The following is an 18,505-nucleotide window of genomic DNA, read 5'->3' as shown; positions in this document are numbered from 1 at the left end:
CCGGTTTTCCGCATGAACGATGCGCTCTTCAAAGAGGTGGGAGCATCGGACCCAAAAGTGGGTCCGATGCTCTAGGACACGATGATCTCGTTGTCGCCGGGGCCGATCAGCCGACCCAGCACGCCTATAAGGGTTTCCCGGCTGACGGGCTTTTCGAGCCAGGGCACGTTCCGCAGCTCCGGCGGGCAGTCGGCTTTCGCCGGCAGGCCGGAATAGACCGTGAAGGGCACGCCCCGGTTCCTCAGGGCACGGGCGATCTCAAGCGAGGTGCCGTCCTTGATCATGATGTCCAGGATGGCGATGTCCGGCGCGTCGCTCTCGAGCCATTTCAGGGCGTCGACATTGCTCATGAACACCCCGGCGACCGCGAAGCCGGCATCCTCGAGAAAGGCCTCGAGCGACATACCGATCAACGCCTGGTCTTCGACAATCATGCAGCGCGTCTGAGTCATGGCGTCCATTGTCCGTTTCGGGCCGGGGAGCAGGCTCCGTCGATCGCATGGGCAGAGGAGCCGGGCGACGAATGATCGGGAGCGCATCCCTCTTGCGCCTTGTCTACGATGGCCCGGAGTCCGCTTCATTGATGCATGTGAATCTTGGCTGCAGAACCGGCTTTCCAAGGACAAGCTTATACCAAAGAGCCGCCATGAGCCGCCGGTGCTGCGGCGCGCACACTTTCGTGAAGACCGACAGGACGGGAATATTCTCCCTTGCCCGTTGGCCCGTGCTAAAGCCAAGCTTGAAGGCAGACATCACAAAGAGCGGCAGGCTTCGCATAGGTTAATGCGGCAGCCCGCCGGGGAGGGTCTTCTTACAGGTCCGAATTTGAGGAGTTGGAAGAGTGTCGGTCGAAAACTCCCTGAAGCAGCAGATGCTCAATGCCACTCCCCATCTGCGGGCCTTCGCAATATCCCTGTCCGGCAGCGTCGACAGGGCCGATGATCTGGTCCAGAGCACGCTTCTCAAGGGCCTGAGCAATCTCGACAAGTTCCAGCCCGGCACCAGCATGCAGGCTTGGCTCTTCACGATCCTGCGCAACGATTTTCTCACTCAGACCCGTCGGAACAAGCGCGAGGTGGAGGATCCGGAGGGATCCTGGGCCGAGAAGGTCGCCGTGATGCCCGAGCAGGGCGCGCGGCTCGATTTCACCGACATGCTGAAAGCCTTGGGCAAGCTCCCGGTCGACCAGCGCGAGGCGCTTCTGCTCGTCGGCGCGGAGGGTTTGTCCTACGAGGAGGCGGCGCGGATCTGCGGCACCAACATCGGAACCATCAAGAGCCGGATCAACCGCGCCCGCAACCGCCTCGTGGAGATGCTGAAATTCGACGCCGAGGACGATCTCGGCCCCGACGATCTCGTGAAGGCGGCGCTGTTCATGCATGCGTCGCTCTGACCCGAGCGACGGATCGGTATGACGGAACCAGGGAGCGCCCGGCCCGTCCGGGCGCTCCCAATCCGTGATCAATGCTTGGTTTCGTCGCCCGCGCGGTTGATCGCGATGCGTTTCACCTCCGGGCGAGTCTCGGCCGCCTTGGGCAGAGTGACGGTGAGAACGCCGTTCCTGAAGCTGGCGTCGATCTTGTCCTCCTCGACCTCCCAGGCCAGCGGGATGCGGCGCTCGAAGCGGCCGTAGTGCCGCTCGCTGAACGCGCGCTCCTTGTCGTCGATCGCGGATTTCTTCTCGCCCCGGATGGTGAGGACGCCGTCGCCCATCAGGACCTCCACATCCTTGTCCTCAAGGCCCGGAAGCTCCGCCGAGATGCGGACATCCTTGTCGTTGTCGACGACTTCCACATGCGGCCAGGTCGCCATCCGGTTCATGCTGCCGAGCGGCGCCATGTCGAAGCCGCGGAAAACGTCTTCGAAGAGCCGGTTCATCTCGCGATGCAGGGTCATGAAGGGATCGGCCTCGTCGCGATAGCGGCTCGGGGTCGTCTGCTGGTTGCGACCCCAGGGAATGAGATCGCGCATGTTCATGGTGTCATCCTCCTTTCGCTCAGATGGTGCGGCAGCGCCAGTGCTGAACCGGCGCTGCCTGTGGCACGGCCCCTGTCAGGCGGCCTTGCCGTGCTCGATCTGCTGCGGCGGCCGGCCAGCCGGTGCCGCGTCGGCGCCGGCATTGATCTCGATCCGGCGCGGTTTGAGCGCTTCGGGCACTTCGCGCTTCAGATCGACCGTGAGCAGGCCGTTCTCGAGGTGCGCATCCGTGACCTTCACATGGTCGGCGAGGTTGAAGGTCTGCTTGAAGGCGCGGGTCGCGATGCCGCGATGCAGATATTGCCGACCTTCTTCGGAGCCCTTCTTCTGACCGGCCACCAGGAGCTGGCTCTCCTTCTGGGTGAGTTCGATCTCGTCCGGAGCGAAGCCCGCGATGGCCATCGTGATCACATACTGGTCCTCGCCCACCTTCTCGATGTTGTAGGGCGGCCAGTTGGTCATGGGCTCGATCTGGGACGATTGATCGAGCATGTCGAACAGGCGGTCGAAGCCGACCGTCGAACGGTACAGGGGAGAGAAGTCGAAGGCTGTTCTCATCACCATATCCTCCATTGAGCAACATGGACGTGAGAGCGCCGGACACCCGCCGGCGCCCGTAATGCCAAGCCTCTGAAAGGCCTCGGCAATATTGATGGTAGGAACGCTTTTTTCGGATTTCAAGAGGGCTCCGAACGCCCGAGCGGCATCGCTCGCATCGTCTCCTGAAACCCGCTGGCCATCGGGGCCGTATCCCCTTAGCATCGGGTCGCTTCGACCAAGGACAGACCGACCATGCTCCGCATTCTCTCCCTTGCCGTCCTGACAGCCTTCGCCACCCCGTCCCCGGCGGCGGATATCTCCCGCGACGAGACGACCATCGCCCAGCAGCAGCAGGCTCCTCAGCAGACCCCGAAGCGGGACTGCGAGCGAAAGCGGGATGAAGGCGTGAGCTCCTAGAGCATCGGACGGACCCAGAGAGCCGCGTCAGCGGAAAGTGGATCCGGTTTTCGCTGACGCGGCCCTTCGGGTCCGTTCTGACCGATGCTCTCATTCAAGACGAAAGCATCGGATGGATCCCAAAAGCGCAAGTCCACTTTCGGGTCCGAGGCTTTAGAGCGACGCGACGGACAGCGGCTCTCCGTCCTGGGATGCGGACACCGGTTTGCGCGCCCCCTCACCGCATGTCCTCCGGCGGCGCAGCGCCGCGTTGAGCTCGGCCCCGAAGATGAAGATCGCCGCCGAGATCTGGAGGAAGATCAGCGCGGTCAGGATGCCCGCCAGACCCGCATAAGTGGCTTTCAGATGGGTCATGGTGGCGAGAAACTCGCCGTACAGGCTCGCTCCGACGAGCCACAGGACCAGGGTGGCCGCAATGCCCGGCACCACGTCCCGCGACTGCGGCCGGGTGTCGGGCAGCCAGAGATGGGTCGCGGCGAGGCCCGCCACCAGGATGAACGACGCCAGGCCGTAGCGCACCACGTCGTAGGTCGGGCCGAGCCCTCTGAGATCCGGCATGTAGGACAAGGCCCACCGCCAGATCGACGGCCACAGGACGACCAGGACCGAAGAGGCGACGAGCGCGCCCGCGCCGATCAGGATGAAGCCGATCCCGATGAGGCGCGCCTGCCACCACGGCCGGAACCGCTCGACCCCGTAGGCCCGGCACAGGGCGACCCGCAGGCTCTCGACCCCGTTGGTGGCGACGAGCAGGGTCAGGACGATGCTGATTGTCAGGACGTTCCGGCGCGGGATCAGAACCTTGTCGGCCTCCCGGGCCAGGGGTCCGGCGACCCCTTCGGGCCAGAAGTCGAAAAGCAGATGAACGATATGGGTCGAGATCCTCCCGGCCCCGAGGAAGGCTGCCAGCGCGGCGACGCAGATCAGGAACGGAAACAGCGCTATGACCAGGGAGAGCGCCACATGGCTCGCCATGGCGAGGCCGTCGTTGCGCGCGAAGCGCGACCCCGCATCGGCCGTGGCGGCGAAGATGGATCGAGCGCGGGACGGAAGGGGGATCGGTCGCATCGTCGGCCTGGGCATCGTGGATCGGTGGACCGTGCGGGCGATGATGCGTGGTCCCGTTCCTTGATGCGGGCCCGGGCAGGGCATGGCAAGCCCCACGGTGTCTCACCGGTCCGGGCCGAGGCGGCCTAGGCGATGCGGCTGCGGGCCTCGTTCGCGAGGCGGATGAGCATGGGGCGGACCTCGTGCGGGCCCGTCAGGGGCCTTGGGAATGACAGGCGCAGGATCTCGTCGCCCAGGGCCAGCTGAAGGCCCTCCGGGTCGATCCCGATCAGGTGCCAGGCCCCCTCGCGGGCGCCGCAGAGCTGCGTGGCGTAGAGCGCGACCGCATCGCCGTGCTCCCCGTTCATGTGCGCGACCGCCTCGGCTTCGAAGTCGTAGAAATCGAAGAACTCGGCCATGTCGGTGAGGAGATCCTCGGCCGTCATGCGGTAGGCCCGGCCGAAGCCGCCATTGAGGCTGCCGGACGCCACCTTGAGGCGCCAGAAGCTGAAATCCGGGAAGTCGACGTAGAGTTCGGCCTTCGGATGCTGCAGCAGATAGCGGCGGCGGATGCTTTTCGCCTCGTCCGTCTCCCGGTCGAGCCGCTCGGCCGTCGCCTGCAGGGTCAGGCGCGGATGTGCCAGCGGGTCACCCTTGCCGATGGAGGACAGGAGCAGGGAGCAGCGCGGATCGGCCTCCATCAGCCTCGTATGCAGCGAGAGCTGCGAGGTGAGAATGACGGGCGCGCCGTCCAGATCCGTTCCCACCTGGGCGAGGCTGGCGAACGGCATGCCGGTGTCGGGATCGTTGGTGGCGAGCGCGCCGGAGCGGGCGGTCCGCATGAGCTTCTTGGCGAGGGTGCGGGCCTCGTCGTCGACAGGCAGAATCGGATCCTTCGCCATCCCGCATCCTCCAGTTCTCGCTATCCCGGTCATACCCTAGCGCATCGGAACCAAAAGTGAACACCACGTCCGATCCCGATGCTCGGCGTCGTCTCCGGTTGAGGGGGGCCGACGCCCTGGCGATGTCGCTCGCGAAGCCCTGTGACTCGGGCGGATTGGTCTCCCTTCAGGCTGCGATCCTCGTTACGTCCGACGAAGACCTTGAACATCGCGCCGCCGTCCTCATTGACGAACTGCACCGAGCAGGAGCCCTTGCCGAAGAACGGCCGGTCGACGAAAGCGGCGATCCCGCCTGAGATGCCCGCCGATCGGGCTGTCGCCATGGATGTTGAAGCAGCCCCGTCCGGAGTTTCGGACGGGACGCTGCCCTTACGTTCCGAACATTATACCAAGGGCTGAGACCGGGATTATTGACTTCCCAAAACGTTTTGGAGATCTAGTTAGAGGCATCAGGAGATTGTGAACCCCGTGTCCAATCTGAAGCTTCTCGCGCAATCGCTCGGCCTGTCGATCACGACGGTTTCGCGAGCCCTCGACGGTTATGCCGACGTGGCGCCGGCGACGCGCGAGCGCGTCCAGGCGGCCGCGCGAGCGATGAACTACCGGCCGAATCCGGCCGCCCGCAGCCTGCGGCGCCGCAAGGCCGAGGCAGTGGCCGTGACCCTGCCGACGGAGCCGGGCCGGTTCGGACCTCCGATCTTCCTCAACATGCTGGCGGCCTGCGGGCAGCGGCTCGCCGAGGAGGGGCTCGACCTGATGCTGCTGCCGACCGCCGGCCGCGCCGGTGAGATGGACACCTACCGGCGGCTTCTCGACGGACGCCGCGCCGACGCGGTGATCGTGGTGCGTACGCGGCTCGAGGACGAGCGCGTGGCCTTTCTGAAGGAACGCGGCATCCCGTTCGTGACCCATGGCCGCACGGCCCGCCCCGACGAGCATGCCTTCATCGACGGCGACGGCGAGGCCGGCTTCCGGGACGCAGCCCGCGCGCTCGCCGCCCTGGGTCATCGCCGGATCGCCCATCTCGCGGCCCCGCAGGATCTGACCTTCGCCCATCTGCGCCGCCAGGGTTGGCTCGCGGCCCTCGCCGATATCGGCTCAGCGGACCGGCTCGAATACACCGCCCAGCCGACAGAGGCCGGCGGCTACGAGGCCGCGCAATGGCTGCTCCAGCAGAGCGCGCCGCCCACCGCGCTTCTGTGCGCTACCGACAGCATGGCGATCGGCGCCCTGAGCGCTCTCAAGGAGCGCGGGCTCGCGGCCGGGCGCGAGATCGCCGTGATCGGGCACGACAATCTGCCGTCGGCGGCATTCACCGATCCGCCGCTCTCGAGCATGGAGATCGCCGCGCCCGACGTGGGCCGGCAGCTGGCCGAGATGCTGCTTGCAAGGCTCGGCGGCCGCGAGGCCCGCGAGTTGCAGACCATTCTGCCGGTTCGGCAGGTTCCGAGGGCCACCCACGGACCGGCGAACTGAGTTTGATGCCCTCGATCTTCCGGACCCGGATCGAGCGGCACCGAGAAGGGACCGATGGAGGAAGGACATGACGCATCCGGTATCGCTGCGCGCCATTGCCGCCGCGGCGGCCCTGTTTGGAGGGCTGACCGTCGCTCACGCGCAGGAAACGATCTTTTACTCGACCCAGCTTCGTCCCATCGAGGAGGCGACGAAGGTCCGCGAGGTCCTGCTGAAGGGCATTCCCGGCAAGGTCACCTACGTGGTCGACGAGCCGCCGGCCTTCGCGGTGCGCATGAAGGCGGAAACGCAGGCCGGCAAGCGCACCGCGAGCGTCGTCGGGGCGCTGCACGGCGAATTGCAGCCGCACGTGCCGGCCGATCTCCAGCCCGTCGACGACGTCGCGGCGAAGCTGACCGACCGCGGCATTCCGGCAAGCCTGATGGATCTCGGCAAGCTCGGCACCGGCCAGCAGCAATACATCCCGTGGATACAGGCCACCTACGTGATGGTGGCCAACAAGCAGGCGCTGCAATACCTGCCGGCAGGCACGGACGTGAACAGCCTCACCTATGCGCAGCTGCAGCAATGGGGCAAGACCATCGCCGACAAGACCGGCCAGCGCCGCCTCGGCTTCCCGGCCGGCCCGACCGGCCTGCTGCCGCGGTTCTTCCAGGGCTATTTCTACCCGTCCTTCACCGGCGGCGTGGTCACGACCTTCAAGTCGGCCGACGCCGAAGCCGGCTGGAACGCCCTGAAGGAGTTGTGGGCAGTGTCGAACCCCAATTCCACCAACTACAACTTCATGCAGGAGCCGCTGCTCTCCGGCGAGGTGTGGATCGCCTGGGATCACATCGCCCGCGTGAAGGAAGCCCTCACCCTGCAGCCCGACCAGTTCGTCGCCTTCCCGGCGCCGGCCGGTCCGAAGGGGCGCGGCTACATGCCGGTGATCGCCGGCCTCGCCATCCCCAAGGACGCCCCGAACCGGGCCGGCGCCGTAGCGGTGATCGAGCATCTGACCAAGCCGCAGACCCAGTTGGCGACCGCCGCCGAAGTGGGCTTCTTCCCGGTCGTGAAGGCGGAGCTTCCGACGGATCTCGCGCCGGGCATCAAGGCGCTCGCCGGCGCGGTCGCGGCCACGCAGAACGCGAAGGACGCGCTCGTGTCGCTCCTGCCCGTCGGCCTCGGCGCCAAGGGCGGGGAGTTCAACAAGGTCTACATGGATTCCTTCCAGCGCATCGTGCTGCGCAACGAGCCTGTCAAGGATGTGCTCGAAGCCCAGGCGAAAGTGCTCGACGCGCTCATGAAGGACACCGGCGCACCGTGCTGGGCCCCGGACAAGCCGAGCCAGGGTGCCTGCTCGGTTCAGTAACCCCATCGATCGAGCCCGGCGGAGCACGCTTCGCCGGGCCCCATCTTCTGCCCGTGGAGCGGCTTCATGCCTGCGCGCCCATCCTGGATTCCCTATGCGCTGATCGCGCCCTCGGTCGTCTTTCTCGCGGCGCTGTTCCTGGTGCCGCTCGTGCAGACGATCTGGCTGTCGTTCTCCGCCGGCGAAGGCCTGTCGCTGGAGAACTACCGGCGCATGGCGGGCGACCTGAACTTCGCGCTCGCCGTCAAGAACACCTTCCTGCTCACCCTCGTGGTCGTGCCGCTCCAGGTGGTGCTGGCGCTCGGCATGGCCACCATGGTGACGAAGCTCGACAAGGGCCGCGACCTGGTCCTGTGGGTGCTCACCATTCCGCTCGGCATCTCGGATCTCGCGGCGGGCCTTGCCTGGCTCGCCCTGCTGCAGAACACCGGCTACCTGAACTCCGCGCTCTACGCGCTCGGCCTCATCCAGGGACCCACCGGATGGCTTTCGCAGGAGACGCCGGTCGCCCTGTTCTTCGCCATCGTGCTGGCGGAGCTCTGGCGCGCCACCGCCATCGTGCTGGTGATTCTGATCGCCGGCCTGCAGCTGATCCCAAAAGAATTCGCGGAAGCCGCCGAGATCTTCGGCGCCAAGCCGTGGACGCGCTTCACCCGGATCACCCTGCCGCTCCTGAAGCCCAGCCTGCAATCGGCCCTGATCCTGCGCACGGTGCTCGCCTTCGAGGTCTTCGCCGTCGTCTATGCGCTCGGCGGGCGCAATTTCCCGGTTCTCGCCGGCGAAGCCTATGTCTGGCAGAACGACAACCAGAATTACGGCGTCGCGGCCGCCTATGCGGTGCTCATCATGGCGATCTCGCTCGCCGCGACCGCCGTCTACCTGCGCGCCCTGAGAACGCGTCCGGAGCAGCTCCCATGACAGCCAGCGCCGTCGAAACGAAACCCGCCGCGACGAGCCGCGGCATGGCCCTTCCCTCCGCCCGGCGCCTGCTGCTGTGGACCGGCCTCGCGGTGCTCATCGCCTGGGTGCTGGTGCCGATCTATCTGGTGGCGCTCGGCGCCTTCGGGGGGCGGCTCGGCGTGTTCCGCTGGCCGAAATCGATCTGGCCCTCGGACCTGTCCTTCGCGGCCATGAGCCAGTTTCTCGCCATCGAGGGCGTGTTCAACGCCCTTGTCAACTCGCTCATCGCGGCCGGCCTGACGGTGGTGTTCTCCATCGCGCTCGGCGCCCCGGCCGGCTACGCGCTGGCGCGCTACACCTTCCGCGGGCAGAACGCCTATCGCCTGCTCGTCCTCCTCACCCGCGCCTTCCCGCTCGCCATCCTGGCGCTGCCGCTCACCGTCTCGTTCATCCGGATCGGGCTCTACGACACGCCCTTTGGCGTGTCGCTGATCCACACGGTTCTGGCCCTGCCCTTCGCGGCGCTCGTCACGCAGAGCCTGTTCATGGGCATTCCACGCGAATACGAGGAAGCCGCTTGGGTGTTCGGTTGCACGCGCTTCCAGGCCTTCATGAAGGTGGTGCTGCCGCTCGCCCTGCCGGGCCTCGCCGCGACCGCGATCTTCGCCTTCGTGATCTCGTGGAACGAGGTGTTCGCGGCCTCGATCCTCACCGTGCGCGAGCGGACGCTGACCGCCTATCTGCTGCGAATCCTCGCCGAGAGCCCGCTTCACTACCGCTTCGCCGGCGGCTTCATCCTCATCATCCCCTCCGTGCTCTTCATCTTCGCCGTGAGACGATACCTCTTCGCGGTGTGGGGCATTGCGAGCAAGTAACGGATCCCATCATGGCTGACATCGTCATCGACCGCGTCGTCAAGGAATTCGGCTCCTTCCGCGCCCTGCAGGAGGTCTCGCTCACCGTCAACGACGGCGAGTTCGTGGCGCTCCTCGGCCCCTCGGGCTGCGGCAAGACCACGTTGCTCCGCATCATCGCCGGTCTCGAGACCCAGACCTCCGGCCGCGTCGTCATCGGCGGCCAGGACGTGAGCAACCTGAGCCCCCGCAAGCGCGGTCTCGCGATGGTGTTCCAGAACTACGCGGTCTTCCCGCACATGACCGTGTTCGAGAACGTCGCCTTCGGGCTGCGCATGCAGAAGGCCTCGCAGGCGGACGTGAAGCGCAAGGTCGAGCGCGCGGCGGCCCTGCTCCACATCGAGAACTATCTCGACCGCTATCCGGCAAAACTCTCGGGCGGCCAGCGCCAGCGCGTGGCGGTGGCCCGGGCGCTCGCCGTCGAGCCCGCCGTGCTGCTCATGGACGAGCCGCTCTCCAATCTCGACGCGCTCCTGCGCCTCGAGATGCGCACGGAATTGAAGGCGGTCCTGCGCGAGGCCGGCACCACGACGATCTACGTGACGCACGATCAAACCGAGGCCATGGGTCTCGCCGACCGCATCGCCGTGATGTACGGCGGCAAGATCGACCAGATCGGCGCGCCGCTCGAGATCTACGCCACGCCGGCCACTCGCTTCGTCGGCGGCTTCATCGGTTCGCCGCCCATGAACTTCATCAAGGTCCGGTGCAGCCAGGGCACGGCGCGGATCGGCGATGCGGCCCTGCCCTGCCCGACCACGGCCGAGAACCTGGAGCTCGGCCTGCGCGGCGAGGATGCGAGCCTGAGCCCCAACGGTTCCGGCCTTCCCTTCGACGTGCGCGTCGTGGAGCCGATGGGCTCGCACCTGCTCCTGACCGGCGCCATCGACGGCCAGCTCGCCCGCATCGTCGCGCCGCCGACGGCCAAAGTGAACGCGGGCGAGCGCGTCGGCCTCACCGTCGATCCGGCCCGCGTGACCTGGATCGACAGCACCACCGGACGCGCCCTCGCCCGGACCTGACTTTCCGACCTGAAGGACATTTGAGATGAACACGCTTCCGAAGGAAGAGGCGGCGCGCGCCATTCTCGCGCGCAACGATCGCGGCGGCTACACGGTGCCGACCGACCGGCTCTATCCGTTCCAGTGGAACTGGGACTCCGCTTTCGTCGCCATGGGATTTGCGGTCTTCGACGTCGCCCGCGCCTATCGCGAGCTGGAGCGCCTGGTCGAAGGCCAGTGGGACGACGGCATGATCCCGCATATCGTTTTCCATGCGCCGAGCGACACCTATTTCCCGGGCCCCGACGTGTGGGGCACGCGGCATCGCGTCCCGACGTCGGGCATCACGCAGCCGCCGGTCTTCGGCATGGCCCTGCGCCATGTGCACGAGGCCGCTCTCGCGAGCGGCACGGCCGGCGCGGCGGAGCGCACGACGGTGCTGTTCCAGGCCGCCCTGCGCTCGCACCGCTGGTGGTTGTCCGCGCGCGATCCGGACGGCCTCGGCCTCGTGTCGATCCTGCATCCCTGGGAGAGCGGCAGCGACAACTCGCCGGCCTGGGATCAGGCGCTGGCCCGCGTGCCGACCACCACCACGACAGCGATCCGCCGCAAGGACACGGGCCATGTGGACGCCTCCATGCGGCCACGCGACGAAGATTATCAGCGCTTCATCCACTTGGTCGACACCTACCGCGATTGCGGCTGGGACCCGGCGCGGCAATGGGCGGCCGCTCCCTTCAAGGTGGCGGACGTGCAGATGACCGCGATCCTGGCGCGGGCGACCGCCGACCTGATCTATCTCGCCGAGAGCCTCGGAACGGACGACGAGAAGGCGGAACTCGCGCGCATGCACGCCAGGCTGTGCGACGGCCTCGCCGGCCGGTGGCGTCCGGCACTGTCACGCTTCGTCGATCTCGACCTGATTGCGGGGCGGGACATCGAGGAGCCGACCCAGGCCGCTTTCATCCCGCTCGTGGCCCTCGAGCTCGATGCGGCTCAGCGGGACGCCGCTACGGCGGAGATCGAACGCTGGCTCGACGGCATGGTGGTCGGCGTGCCCTCGACGCCCGCCTTCTCGCCCGCCTTCGAACCGAAGCGCTACTGGCGCGGTCCGGTCTGGGCGGTCGTCAACTGGCTCATCTGCGACGGCCTGCGCCTGAACGGGGCCGAGGATCTCGCCCGCCGGATCGAGCGGACGACCGTCCGGGCGATCGAGAATGCGGGTTTCTGCGAGTATTTCGATCCGACGACGGGCGAAGGCCTGGGCGGCGACACCTTCTCGTGGACGGCGGCGGCCTACATGGTGCTCGGCCGGCGGACCTGAACCCAGGCTCGTCAGGAAATTCCAAAAGCCGCGGTCGCGCTGCGATCCGCGGCTTTCGTTTGAATGGCCCATGAGAGGCCGGGCAGGACGCCGGAATGGCCGCGGGTGGATGGCAGAAGCGCCTTCATGCGGCTGTCCCTTCCGATAGGGCAGCGGGATGTCAGACACTTGAGGAGCCTTTTTGACAATAGCATAATCGCGTCTTGAAATGCAGATTTTATTTGCATTTATCGGATTCATTATGCAATTGTCAGTTCATGTCCGATGAGCCGACACCAAGACCCTTTGGACCCCTCGTCACGAGCTTCGCCGTCGACGGACGGCCGCATCGGATCGTCGGCCTTCCCGAGGCCGCCGGAGGCCAACTCGAACGGCTGCCGCACATACTTCGCATCCTGCTGGAGAACGTCCTGCGCAACGCGGGCGAGGACGCTCCGCGGGCCAGGGACGCGATCCTGACCTGGCTCCGGACCGGACGCAGCGAGGCGGAGATCCCGTTCCTGCCCGGCCGGGTCATGATGCACGACACCACCTGCGGCCCGGCCCTCGTGGACATCGCCGGCATGCGCGCCTCGCTCGCCGAGGCCGGGCATGATCCGGGCCGGCTCAATCCCGTGCTGCCGGTGGACGTGTCGACCGACCATTCGCTGGGCGTCGACGTGTTCGGCTCACCCGACGCCCTCCGGCGCAACATGGAGCGCGAATACGGGCGCAATGCCGAGCGCTACCGCTTCATGAAATGGGCCGCCCGCACCCTGACCGGCTTCCGCGTCCATCCGCCGGGCACCGGCATCATGCACACGCTCAACCTGGAGCGACTGGCGAACGTGGTCACGACGGCCGAGCGCGACGGCGTGGCCTGGGCCATGCCCGACACCCTGATCGGCACCGACAGCCACACGCCCATGATCAACGGCATCGGCGTGCTCGGCTGGGGCGTGGGCGGCCTGGAGGCGGAGAGCGTGTTCTTCGGCATGCCCGTGATGATCCGCGTGCCGGACATCGTCGGCGTGCGCCTCACCGGCCGCCTCAAGCAGGGCGTGCTCGCGACCGACCTCGCGCTGACCGTCACCGAGCGCCTGCGGCGCATCGATCTGGCCGACCGCTTCGTCGAATTCTACGGGCCGGGCGTGTCGACCTTGTCCGCCGGCGACCGCGCGGTCGTGGCCAACATGACCCCGGAGTTCGGCGCCAATTCCGGCTTCTTTCCCATCGACGCCCAGACGCTGCGCTACCTGAGCGAGACGGGCCGCAGCGCCGATCATGTTCACCTCGTGGAGCAATATGCCAAGCGGCAGGGATTGTGGTTCGATCCCGACGCGTCGCCGCGCTTCACCGACACCATCGATATCGATCTCGGCGAGGTCGAGGTCAGCCTCGCCGGACCGCGCCGGCCCCAGGACCGCATTCCGGCCGGCGCGACGGTCGGGGCCCTCGCCCCGATGCTTGCTGGCCGTCCGGTCGCGGAGGGCGAGCTTGGAGACGGCTCCCTGGCGATTGCGGCGATCACGAGTTGCACCAACACGTCCGATCCGCGCCTCCTGGTGGCCGCAGGCCTCGTGGCCCGCAAGGCACGCGCCTTCGGCCTCATGCCGCCGGCCTGGGTGAAGACTTCGCTGGCGCCGGGCTCGCCGACCGCCGAGCGCTATCTGCGCCGCGCCGGTCTCCTGGACGATTTGGCGGCGATCGGCTTCGGCATCGTCGGCTATGGCTGCACCACCTGCATCGGCAATTCCGGTCCCCTGCCGGCGGTCATCGAACAGGCGATGGCGGAGCGCGGCATACTCCCCGTCGCGGTTCTGTCGGGCAACCGCAACTTCCCGGGCCGCGTACATCCTCAGCTCGACGCCGGATTCCTGGCCTCGCCACCATTGGTCGTCGCTTTCGCTCTCGCGGGCGACGTCAACCGCGACATCCTCAACGATCCCATCGGCCGCTCGCCAGCGGGCGAGGACATTCGTCTCGCCGATCTCTGGCCGACGGGCGACGAGATCGATGTGGCGCTCAGCAAAGCCATCGATGCCGCCGATTACGAGATGTCGTACGATGAGGCGGAGGCGAGCGAGGCGTGGCGGGTGCTCGACGCGCCCGCCACGCCCCTCTTCCCGTGGAACGAGGGCTCGACCTATATCCGCCGTCCGCCCTTCGCAGGCTTCGGCAAGGGCACGCTGCTCGGCACCTATGCGGCCCATCCGCTGCTCGTGCTCGGCGATGACATCACCACGGACCACATCTCCCCGGCCGGTCAGATTCCACCAACGGGCGAGACTGCGGAATATCTCGTCGAGCGCGGTGAGAACCGCCGCGACCTGAACGTCTTCGCCTCCCGCCGCGGCAATTGGGAAGCCATGGTGCGCGGCCTGTTCACCAACAAGAACGTGCGCAATCTGCTCGATGAACAGATCGCCCCGGGCTTCACGATCCACGCCGGATCCGGCGATCACCTGCCGCTCTATCGGGCGGCCGAGCGCTATGCTCGGGAGGGCGACTCCGTGGTGGTGGTGGCCGGCGAGCGTTACGGCATGGGCTCGTCCCGCGACTGGGCAGCGAAGGGCGTGGCGCTGCTCGGCGCCCGCGCGGTGCTGGCCTCAAGCTTCGAGCGCATCCACCGGTCGAACCTGATCGGCATGGGCGTCCTCCCCCTGCGGCTCCCGGAGGACCGGCATCCGAATACCCTGCATCTGCGCCCGAACGACCGGATCCTCATCGAAGCCGACGCAGCAACGCTCAGCCCGCGCGGCTCCGTGGCGGTCACGATCCGGCGCGCGTCGGGCGCGAGCGAGACCTTCATCGCCACGGCCGCCATCGAGACCGGTCTCGAGGTCGAGATCCTGCGCGGCGGCGGCATCATCCCGCTCATCCTGCAGCGGGTCGTCAACGCGGAGGCCACAAGCCGCGAGACGCCCGCCCCCGACTTCACCGACACCGGTGAAAACACCCGGCGAGAGGCTTCGCCGACCACCAGACCCTGAGCGGCAACCCCGCTTCGCGGTCACCCCTCACGCAACCTTAAAGGGAGGAACTCGTGAGCCACTTCACCAAGACGATCCGCGGCGTTGCATTCGCCGCCCTGACGCTCGTCGCGTCATCGGCCTTCGCCCAGCAGGAACTCAAGATCATGGCCCCGGCCGGACCCGGCGGCGGCTGGGACTCGGCCGCGCGCTCGATCCAGCAGGTGCTCACCCAGACGGGCCTCGCCAAGAGTGTCCAGGTCACGAACGTGACGGGCGCCGGCGGCACCATCGGGCTTGCCCAGTTCGTCAACACCGCCAAGGGCGATCCGAGCCAGCTCATGGTCAACGGCATCACCATGATCGGGGCGATCCTGAGCAACAAGGCGCCGGTGAACCTGGACCAGGTCACGCCGATCGCGCGCCTCACGGGCGATCCGCTGGTGATCGTGGTGCCGGCGAATTCGCCCATCAAGTCGGTCAAGGAGCTGGCCGAGGCCGTGAAGGCGGATCCGGCCAAGGTGACCTGGGCCGGCGGATCGGCGGGCGGCGCGGACCATATTCTCGCAGCGCTGTTCACGAAGGCGGCAGGCTCGGAGCCCTCGAAGGTCAACTACATCGCCTTCTCGGGCGGCGGCGAGGCGCTGGCCGCCATGCTCGGCGGCCGGGTGACGGCCGGCGTGTCCGGCTACGGCGAGTTCGAGAGCCAGATCAAGGCCGGCAAGCTGCGGGCGCTCGCGATCTCGTCCGGCAAGCGGCTCGCCGGCGCCGACGTTCCCACCCTGAAGGAGCAGGGCATGGACGTGGAGGTCGTGAACTGGCGCGCCATCATGGCGCCGCCCGCCATCACGGCCGACCAGAAGAAGGCCCATGCGGAGACGATCGACAAGCTCGTCAAGTCGAAGGAATGGGCCGAGATCCTGAAAGCCCGCGGCTGGGAGGATTTCTACCTGGCGGGGGCGCCTTTCGAGACTTTCCTCAAGGAAGAGCAGGCTCGCGTCGGCGACGTCCTGAAGTCGATCGGTCTCGTGAAGTCGTAAGCACCAAGACCCCGGGGAGCCCGTGCAGGGCTCCCCTTCCCGGCCGAGAGTCGGCCCTTCGGCGCACGACGGAGCGATGGCGAGAGTACCCTGACCGCGACACTTCGGGTAAACGAGGGTCGAACCATCGAAACGAGTGCGTCCGAGGATGTGGTCATGAGTGCAGCCGATGAGCGTGCGGTCAACGGAAAGCGCGAATTGACCGAGGGGCTCGCCGCTCAGATCCTCGACCATATCCGGGACGGCGGGCTGGCGGTCGGGACGCATCTCACGGCCCAGGGGCTGGCGGAGCGGTTCAACGTCTCCCGCTTCCCCGTCGGCCAGGCCCTGCAGCTGCTGGCCGCCAAGGGGGTCCTCCTCCACGAACGCAACCGCGGATATTTCGTCTCGAGCGCCAAGGATGCATCGCCGGAGACCCTCGGTCTGGCGCCCAGGGACGAGGCCTCAGACGTCTATTTCAGGATCGCCGAGGACCACCTTCACGGCCGCCTGCCCGATCCTGCCTCCGAGGCCTATCTCAAGGACGCCTATGGGGCCACGAAGGCGCAGCTGAACGCGGTCTTGAGCCGGATCGCCCAGGAAGGCTGGGCCGAGCGCCGCCCCGGCTACGGCTGGTCGTTCTCGCCGATGCTGACCACGCCGGAGAGCCTGGAGCAGACCTACCGGGTCCGCCTCGCCCTCGAACCCGCCGCGCTGCTGGAGCCGGGCTACCGTCTCGATCCCGAGATCGCAGCCCGCTGCCGCGAGGCGGAGCTGCGGCTTCTCGACGGCGCCATCGAGACCGACACGGCGGACGCCCTTCACGAGCGCGGCGTCAGGTTTCACGAGGCGATCATCGGAGCCTCCGGCAATCCGTTCTTCCTGGAGGCCGTGCGCCGCATCAACCGCGTCCGCCGCCTGCTCTCCTACCGGTCGATGATCGACCGCAAGCGCTATCGCCGGCAATGCGAGGAGCACCTTCAGATTCTCGACCTCCTGGAACGCGGCCGGAACGCCGACGCCTCGGAGATGCTCCGGCGTCACCTGGAGCACACGATCGAAAACCTTCAGGAGATCCGGCCGATCCTGGAACGGTGAGGTGAGCCGACGGACGGGACAGAGACAAGGGCCCTGGACACGGCGGGCGCCCGTCGGGGCGATTTACTTTTTCGGAGAAGATGAATCCGCCTCGTTTCGCGGATCGAACCCTCGAGAGAGGGATGGTGCCCAGGAGAGGACTCGAACCTCCACGGTGTTACCCGCTGCTACCTGAAAGCAGTGCGTCTACCAATTCCGCCACCTGGGCATGCCTCGTCGGCGAGGCTTCGTTTACGGTGCTTCTGGCGGCACGTCAATCACTGAAAATGCGACCGATGCGCTTTCTTCCCATGCACCTCTTCACAGGGAAGCGGCGTTTGACTAGAGACATTCTGACGTCCACACCCAAGCTCCATGCAAGCCCTTCGCCGGGCAGGAGAGTTTCATGATCGGTGCCCTTCGCACGCCTGAGCAGCAAACCGTCACCGTGTTCGGCGGATCGGGCTTTCTCGGCCGCTACGTGGTGAGCCGCCTGGCCGAGCGCGGTTATCGCGTCCTCGTGCCGACCCGCCAGCCGAACCTCGCGAACTTCCTGCCTCTGGGCAAGGTAGGGCAGATCCATCCGATCCACGCCAATCTGCGCAACGAGAATTCGGTGGCCCACGCGGTGGCGCGGGCGGACCATGTGGTCAATCTGGTGGGCATCCTGCAGGAAACCGGCCGCCAGCGCTTCGACGCGCTCCAGGCCCAGGCGCCCGCCATGATCGCGCGGCTCGCCCGCAAGGCCGTGTCCTTCACCCATGTGTCGGCGATCGGAGCCGAGGCGAATTCCGAATCGGCCTATGCCCGCACGAAGGCCGAGGGCGAGGCTGCCCTGCTGGCGGAGCGGCCGGATGCGGTGATCCTGCGCCCCTCGCTGATGTTCGGACCCGGCGACAGCTCCTTCAACCGCTTCGCCACGCTCGCCCGCATGCTCCCCGTGCTGCCTCTGCCGGGGGCCGAGACCCGCTTCCAGCCGGTCTATGCCGGCGACGTGGCCGAGGCCGTCCTGCGGGCCGTGGACGGTGCCGTGCCGGGCGGGCGCGTCTACGAGCTCGGCGGCCCCGAGATCCGCACCATGCGCCAGATGATGGAACTCGTCTTCGAGGTCACCGAACGCAAGCGCGCCATCGTGGCCCTGCCGGGCAACCTAGCCAGGACCATGGGCAGCGTCCTCGGTACGCTCGACTGGGCGACCCTCGGCCTGATCCCGAACGAGCTCGTGACCACCCGCGACCAGGCGATCCTGCTCGAGTCCGACAACGTGGTTTCGGACGATGCCGTCCGCGAGGGCCGCACGCTCCAGGGCCTCGGTCTTGCGCCCACCACCATCGAGGCGATCGTGCCGAGCTATCTCCTGCGCTTCCGGAAGACCGGCCAGTTCGACCTCAAGCGCAATGCCACGACGACCACCCCGGACCTGCTCGCGCCCCGCTCGGGCGGGCCTGGGTCCGACTTCCACCCGGAGCGGGCTTCGGGCCCGGCCGTCGGCCAGGCGTCGAGCCGCTAGAGCATCGGACCCAAGAGTGGACCCACTTTTGGGATCGGATCCGATGCTCCCTCTCTTGGCCGGCGCATCGTTCACCGTGGACCCGAAGGGCCGCGTCAG

18 protein-coding genes and 1 tRNA gene are annotated in these 18,505 nt (G+C 67.2%); 12 read left to right on the top strand and 7 right to left on the bottom strand.

The window, feature by feature from the left end:
* Positions 1 to 71: 71 nt before the first annotated feature.
* Positions 72 to 452: a response regulator gene (locus KBI52_RS06800; RefSeq protein ID WP_210806257.1), complete on the bottom strand. Its 381-nt coding sequence runs from the start codon at positions 450 to 452 to the stop codon at positions 72 to 74.
* Positions 453 to 841: 389 nt separating this feature from the next.
* Between KBI52_RS06800 and KBI52_RS06795 the strand changes: the two genes are divergently transcribed.
* Complete coding sequence (locus tag KBI52_RS06795) at positions 842 to 1,393, top strand: sigma-70 family RNA polymerase sigma factor (protein WP_173947041.1); 552 nt, start codon at positions 842 to 844, stop codon at positions 1,391 to 1,393.
* Positions 1,394 to 1,461: 68 nt separating this feature from the next.
* On the opposite strand, the gene KBI52_RS06790 is transcribed toward KBI52_RS06795, so the two are convergent.
* On the bottom strand, positions 1,462 to 1,977 hold the full coding sequence (locus KBI52_RS06790) for an Hsp20/alpha crystallin family protein (protein ID WP_210806255.1): 516 nt from the start codon (positions 1,975 to 1,977) through the stop codon (positions 1,462 to 1,464).
* Positions 1,978 to 2,052: 75 nt separating this feature from the next.
* On the bottom strand, positions 2,053 to 2,535 hold the full coding sequence (locus KBI52_RS06785) for an Hsp20 family protein (protein WP_173947039.1): 483 nt from the start codon (positions 2,533 to 2,535) through the stop codon (positions 2,053 to 2,055).
* Between the two features lie 234 nt (positions 2,536 to 2,769).
* Between KBI52_RS06785 and KBI52_RS06780 the strand changes: the two genes are divergently transcribed.
* Positions 2,770 to 2,934 carry a hypothetical protein gene (locus tag KBI52_RS06780; RefSeq protein WP_210806253.1) on the top strand — a complete coding sequence of 55 codons (165 nt, stop codon included), beginning with the start codon at positions 2,770 to 2,772 and terminating at the stop codon, positions 2,932 to 2,934.
* Positions 2,935 to 3,087: 153 nt separating this feature from the next.
* Here the strand turns inward: KBI52_RS06780 and KBI52_RS06775 are convergent, their stop codons facing one another.
* The 3 genes from KBI52_RS06775 to KBI52_RS33985 all read right to left on the bottom strand — a co-directional run bounded on the left by KBI52_RS06775 (position 3,088) and on the right by KBI52_RS33985 (position 5,206).
* Complete coding sequence (locus KBI52_RS06775) at positions 3,088 to 4,002, bottom strand: YihY/virulence factor BrkB family protein (RefSeq protein WP_210806251.1); 915 nt, start codon at positions 4,000 to 4,002, stop codon at positions 3,088 to 3,090.
* 125 nt (positions 4,003 to 4,127) lie between these two features.
* The gene (locus KBI52_RS06770) at positions 4,128 to 4,883 is read right to left on the bottom strand and encodes a HugZ family protein (RefSeq protein ID WP_173945262.1); all 756 of its coding nucleotides are present in this window, start codon (positions 4,881 to 4,883) and stop codon (positions 4,128 to 4,130) included.
* A 29-nt stretch (positions 4,884 to 4,912) separates the two neighbouring features.
* Positions 4,913 to 5,206, bottom strand: a complete 294-nt coding sequence (locus KBI52_RS33985; RefSeq protein WP_371823126.1) for a ChuX/HutX family heme-like substrate-binding protein — start codon at positions 5,204 to 5,206, stop codon at positions 4,913 to 4,915.
* A 145-nt stretch (positions 5,207 to 5,351) separates the two neighbouring features.
* On the opposite strand from KBI52_RS33985, the gene KBI52_RS06760 reads away from it, so the two are divergent.
* The 9 genes from KBI52_RS06760 to KBI52_RS06720 all read left to right on the top strand — a co-directional run bounded on the left by KBI52_RS06760 (position 5,352) and on the right by KBI52_RS06720 (position 16,917).
* Complete coding sequence (locus KBI52_RS06760; protein ID WP_210806249.1) at positions 5,352 to 6,359, top strand: LacI family DNA-binding transcriptional regulator; 1,008 nt, start codon at positions 5,352 to 5,354, stop codon at positions 6,357 to 6,359.
* 67 nt (positions 6,360 to 6,426) lie between these two features.
* A complete protein-coding gene (locus tag KBI52_RS06755; RefSeq protein WP_210806247.1) occupies positions 6,427 to 7,710 on the top strand; it encodes an ABC transporter substrate-binding protein in 1,284 nt (427 codons plus the stop codon).
* 66 nt (positions 7,711 to 7,776) lie between these two features.
* Positions 7,777 to 8,628 carry a carbohydrate ABC transporter permease gene (locus KBI52_RS06750; RefSeq protein WP_173945266.1) on the top strand — a complete coding sequence of 284 codons (852 nt, stop codon included), beginning with the start codon at positions 7,777 to 7,779 and terminating at the stop codon, positions 8,626 to 8,628.
* Positions 8,629 to 8,672: 44 nt separating this feature from the next.
* Entirely contained in the window at positions 8,673 to 9,485 is an 813-nt protein-coding gene (locus KBI52_RS06745) for a carbohydrate ABC transporter permease (protein WP_173945272.1), read from the top strand.
* Positions 9,486 to 9,496: 11 nt separating this feature from the next.
* Positions 9,497 to 10,546: an ABC transporter ATP-binding protein gene (locus KBI52_RS06740; protein ID WP_210806245.1), complete on the top strand. Its 1,050-nt coding sequence runs from the start codon at positions 9,497 to 9,499 to the stop codon at positions 10,544 to 10,546.
* A 25-nt stretch (positions 10,547 to 10,571) separates the two neighbouring features.
* A complete protein-coding gene (locus tag KBI52_RS06735; protein WP_173945268.1) occupies positions 10,572 to 11,849 on the top strand; it encodes a neutral trehalase in 1,278 nt (425 codons plus the stop codon).
* Positions 11,850 to 12,106: 257 nt separating this feature from the next.
* A complete protein-coding gene (gene acnA, locus KBI52_RS06730) occupies positions 12,107 to 14,821 on the top strand; it encodes an aconitate hydratase AcnA (protein WP_210806243.1) in 2,715 nt (904 codons plus the stop codon).
* Positions 14,822 to 14,874: 53 nt separating this feature from the next.
* Positions 14,875 to 15,840, top strand: a complete 966-nt coding sequence (locus tag KBI52_RS06725) for a tripartite tricarboxylate transporter substrate binding protein (protein WP_262265617.1) — start codon at positions 14,875 to 14,877, stop codon at positions 15,838 to 15,840.
* 156 nt (positions 15,841 to 15,996) lie between these two features.
* Positions 15,997 to 16,917: a GntR family transcriptional regulator gene (locus tag KBI52_RS06720; RefSeq protein WP_210806241.1), complete on the top strand. Its 921-nt coding sequence runs from the start codon at positions 15,997 to 15,999 to the stop codon at positions 16,915 to 16,917.
* Positions 16,918 to 17,040: 123 nt separating this feature from the next.
* Here KBI52_RS06720 and KBI52_RS06715 read toward each other — a convergent pair.
* Positions 17,041 to 17,125, bottom strand: a tRNA-Leu gene (locus KBI52_RS06715).
* A 177-nt stretch (positions 17,126 to 17,302) separates the two neighbouring features.
* Here KBI52_RS06715 and KBI52_RS06710 point away from each other — a divergent pair.
* Positions 17,303 to 18,406, top strand: coding sequence for a complex I NDUFA9 subunit family protein (locus tag KBI52_RS06710; protein WP_173945271.1), 1,104 nt, complete (start codon positions 17,303 to 17,305; stop codon positions 18,404 to 18,406).
* The last annotated feature ends 99 nt before the right edge of the window (positions 18,407 to 18,505 follow it).

This window comes from Microvirga sp. HBU67558 (assembly GCF_018069605.1).
GTDB classification, from domain to species: Bacteria; Pseudomonadota; Alphaproteobacteria; order Rhizobiales; family Beijerinckiaceae; genus Microvirga; species Microvirga terrae.
This window is presented reverse-complemented; position numbering and strand designations above follow the sequence as displayed.

Coding starts and splice junctions, on each gene's coding strand:
- KBI52_RS33985 (WP_371823126.1), bottom strand. CDS start 5,206: ATGGCGACAGCCCGATCGGCGGGCATCTCAGGCGGGATCGCCGCTTTC.
- KBI52_RS06800 (WP_210806257.1), bottom strand. CDS start 452: ATGACTCAGACGCGCTGCATGATTGTCGAAGACCAGGCGTTGATCGGT.
- acnA (WP_210806243.1), top strand. CDS start 12,107: ATGTCCGATGAGCCGACACCAAGACCCTTTGGACCCCTCGTCACGAGC.
- KBI52_RS06735 (WP_173945268.1), top strand. CDS start 10,572: ATGAACACGCTTCCGAAGGAAGAGGCGGCGCGCGCCATTCTCGCGCGC.
- KBI52_RS06775 (WP_210806251.1), bottom strand. CDS start 4,002: ATGCGACCGATCCCCCTTCCGTCCCGCGCTCGATCCATCTTCGCCGCC.
- KBI52_RS06770 (WP_173945262.1), bottom strand. CDS start 4,883: ATGGCGAAGGATCCGATTCTGCCTGTCGACGACGAGGCCCGCACCCTC.
- KBI52_RS06710 (WP_173945271.1), top strand. CDS start 17,303: ATGATCGGTGCCCTTCGCACGCCTGAGCAGCAAACCGTCACCGTGTTC.
- KBI52_RS06720 (WP_210806241.1), top strand. CDS start 15,997: ATGAGTGCAGCCGATGAGCGTGCGGTCAACGGAAAGCGCGAATTGACC.
- KBI52_RS06785 (WP_173947039.1), bottom strand. CDS start 2,535: ATGAGAACAGCCTTCGACTTCTCTCCCCTGTACCGTTCGACGGTCGGC.
- KBI52_RS06745 (WP_173945272.1), top strand. CDS start 8,673: ATGGCCCTTCCCTCCGCCCGGCGCCTGCTGCTGTGGACCGGCCTCGCG.
- KBI52_RS06755 (WP_210806247.1), top strand. CDS start 6,427: ATGACGCATCCGGTATCGCTGCGCGCCATTGCCGCCGCGGCGGCCCTG.
- KBI52_RS06790 (WP_210806255.1), bottom strand. CDS start 1,977: ATGAACATGCGCGATCTCATTCCCTGGGGTCGCAACCAGCAGACGACC.
- KBI52_RS06780 (WP_210806253.1), top strand. CDS start 2,770: ATGCTCCGCATTCTCTCCCTTGCCGTCCTGACAGCCTTCGCCACCCCG.
- KBI52_RS06740 (WP_210806245.1), top strand. CDS start 9,497: ATGGCTGACATCGTCATCGACCGCGTCGTCAAGGAATTCGGCTCCTTC.
- KBI52_RS06750 (WP_173945266.1), top strand. CDS start 7,777: ATGCCTGCGCGCCCATCCTGGATTCCCTATGCGCTGATCGCGCCCTCG.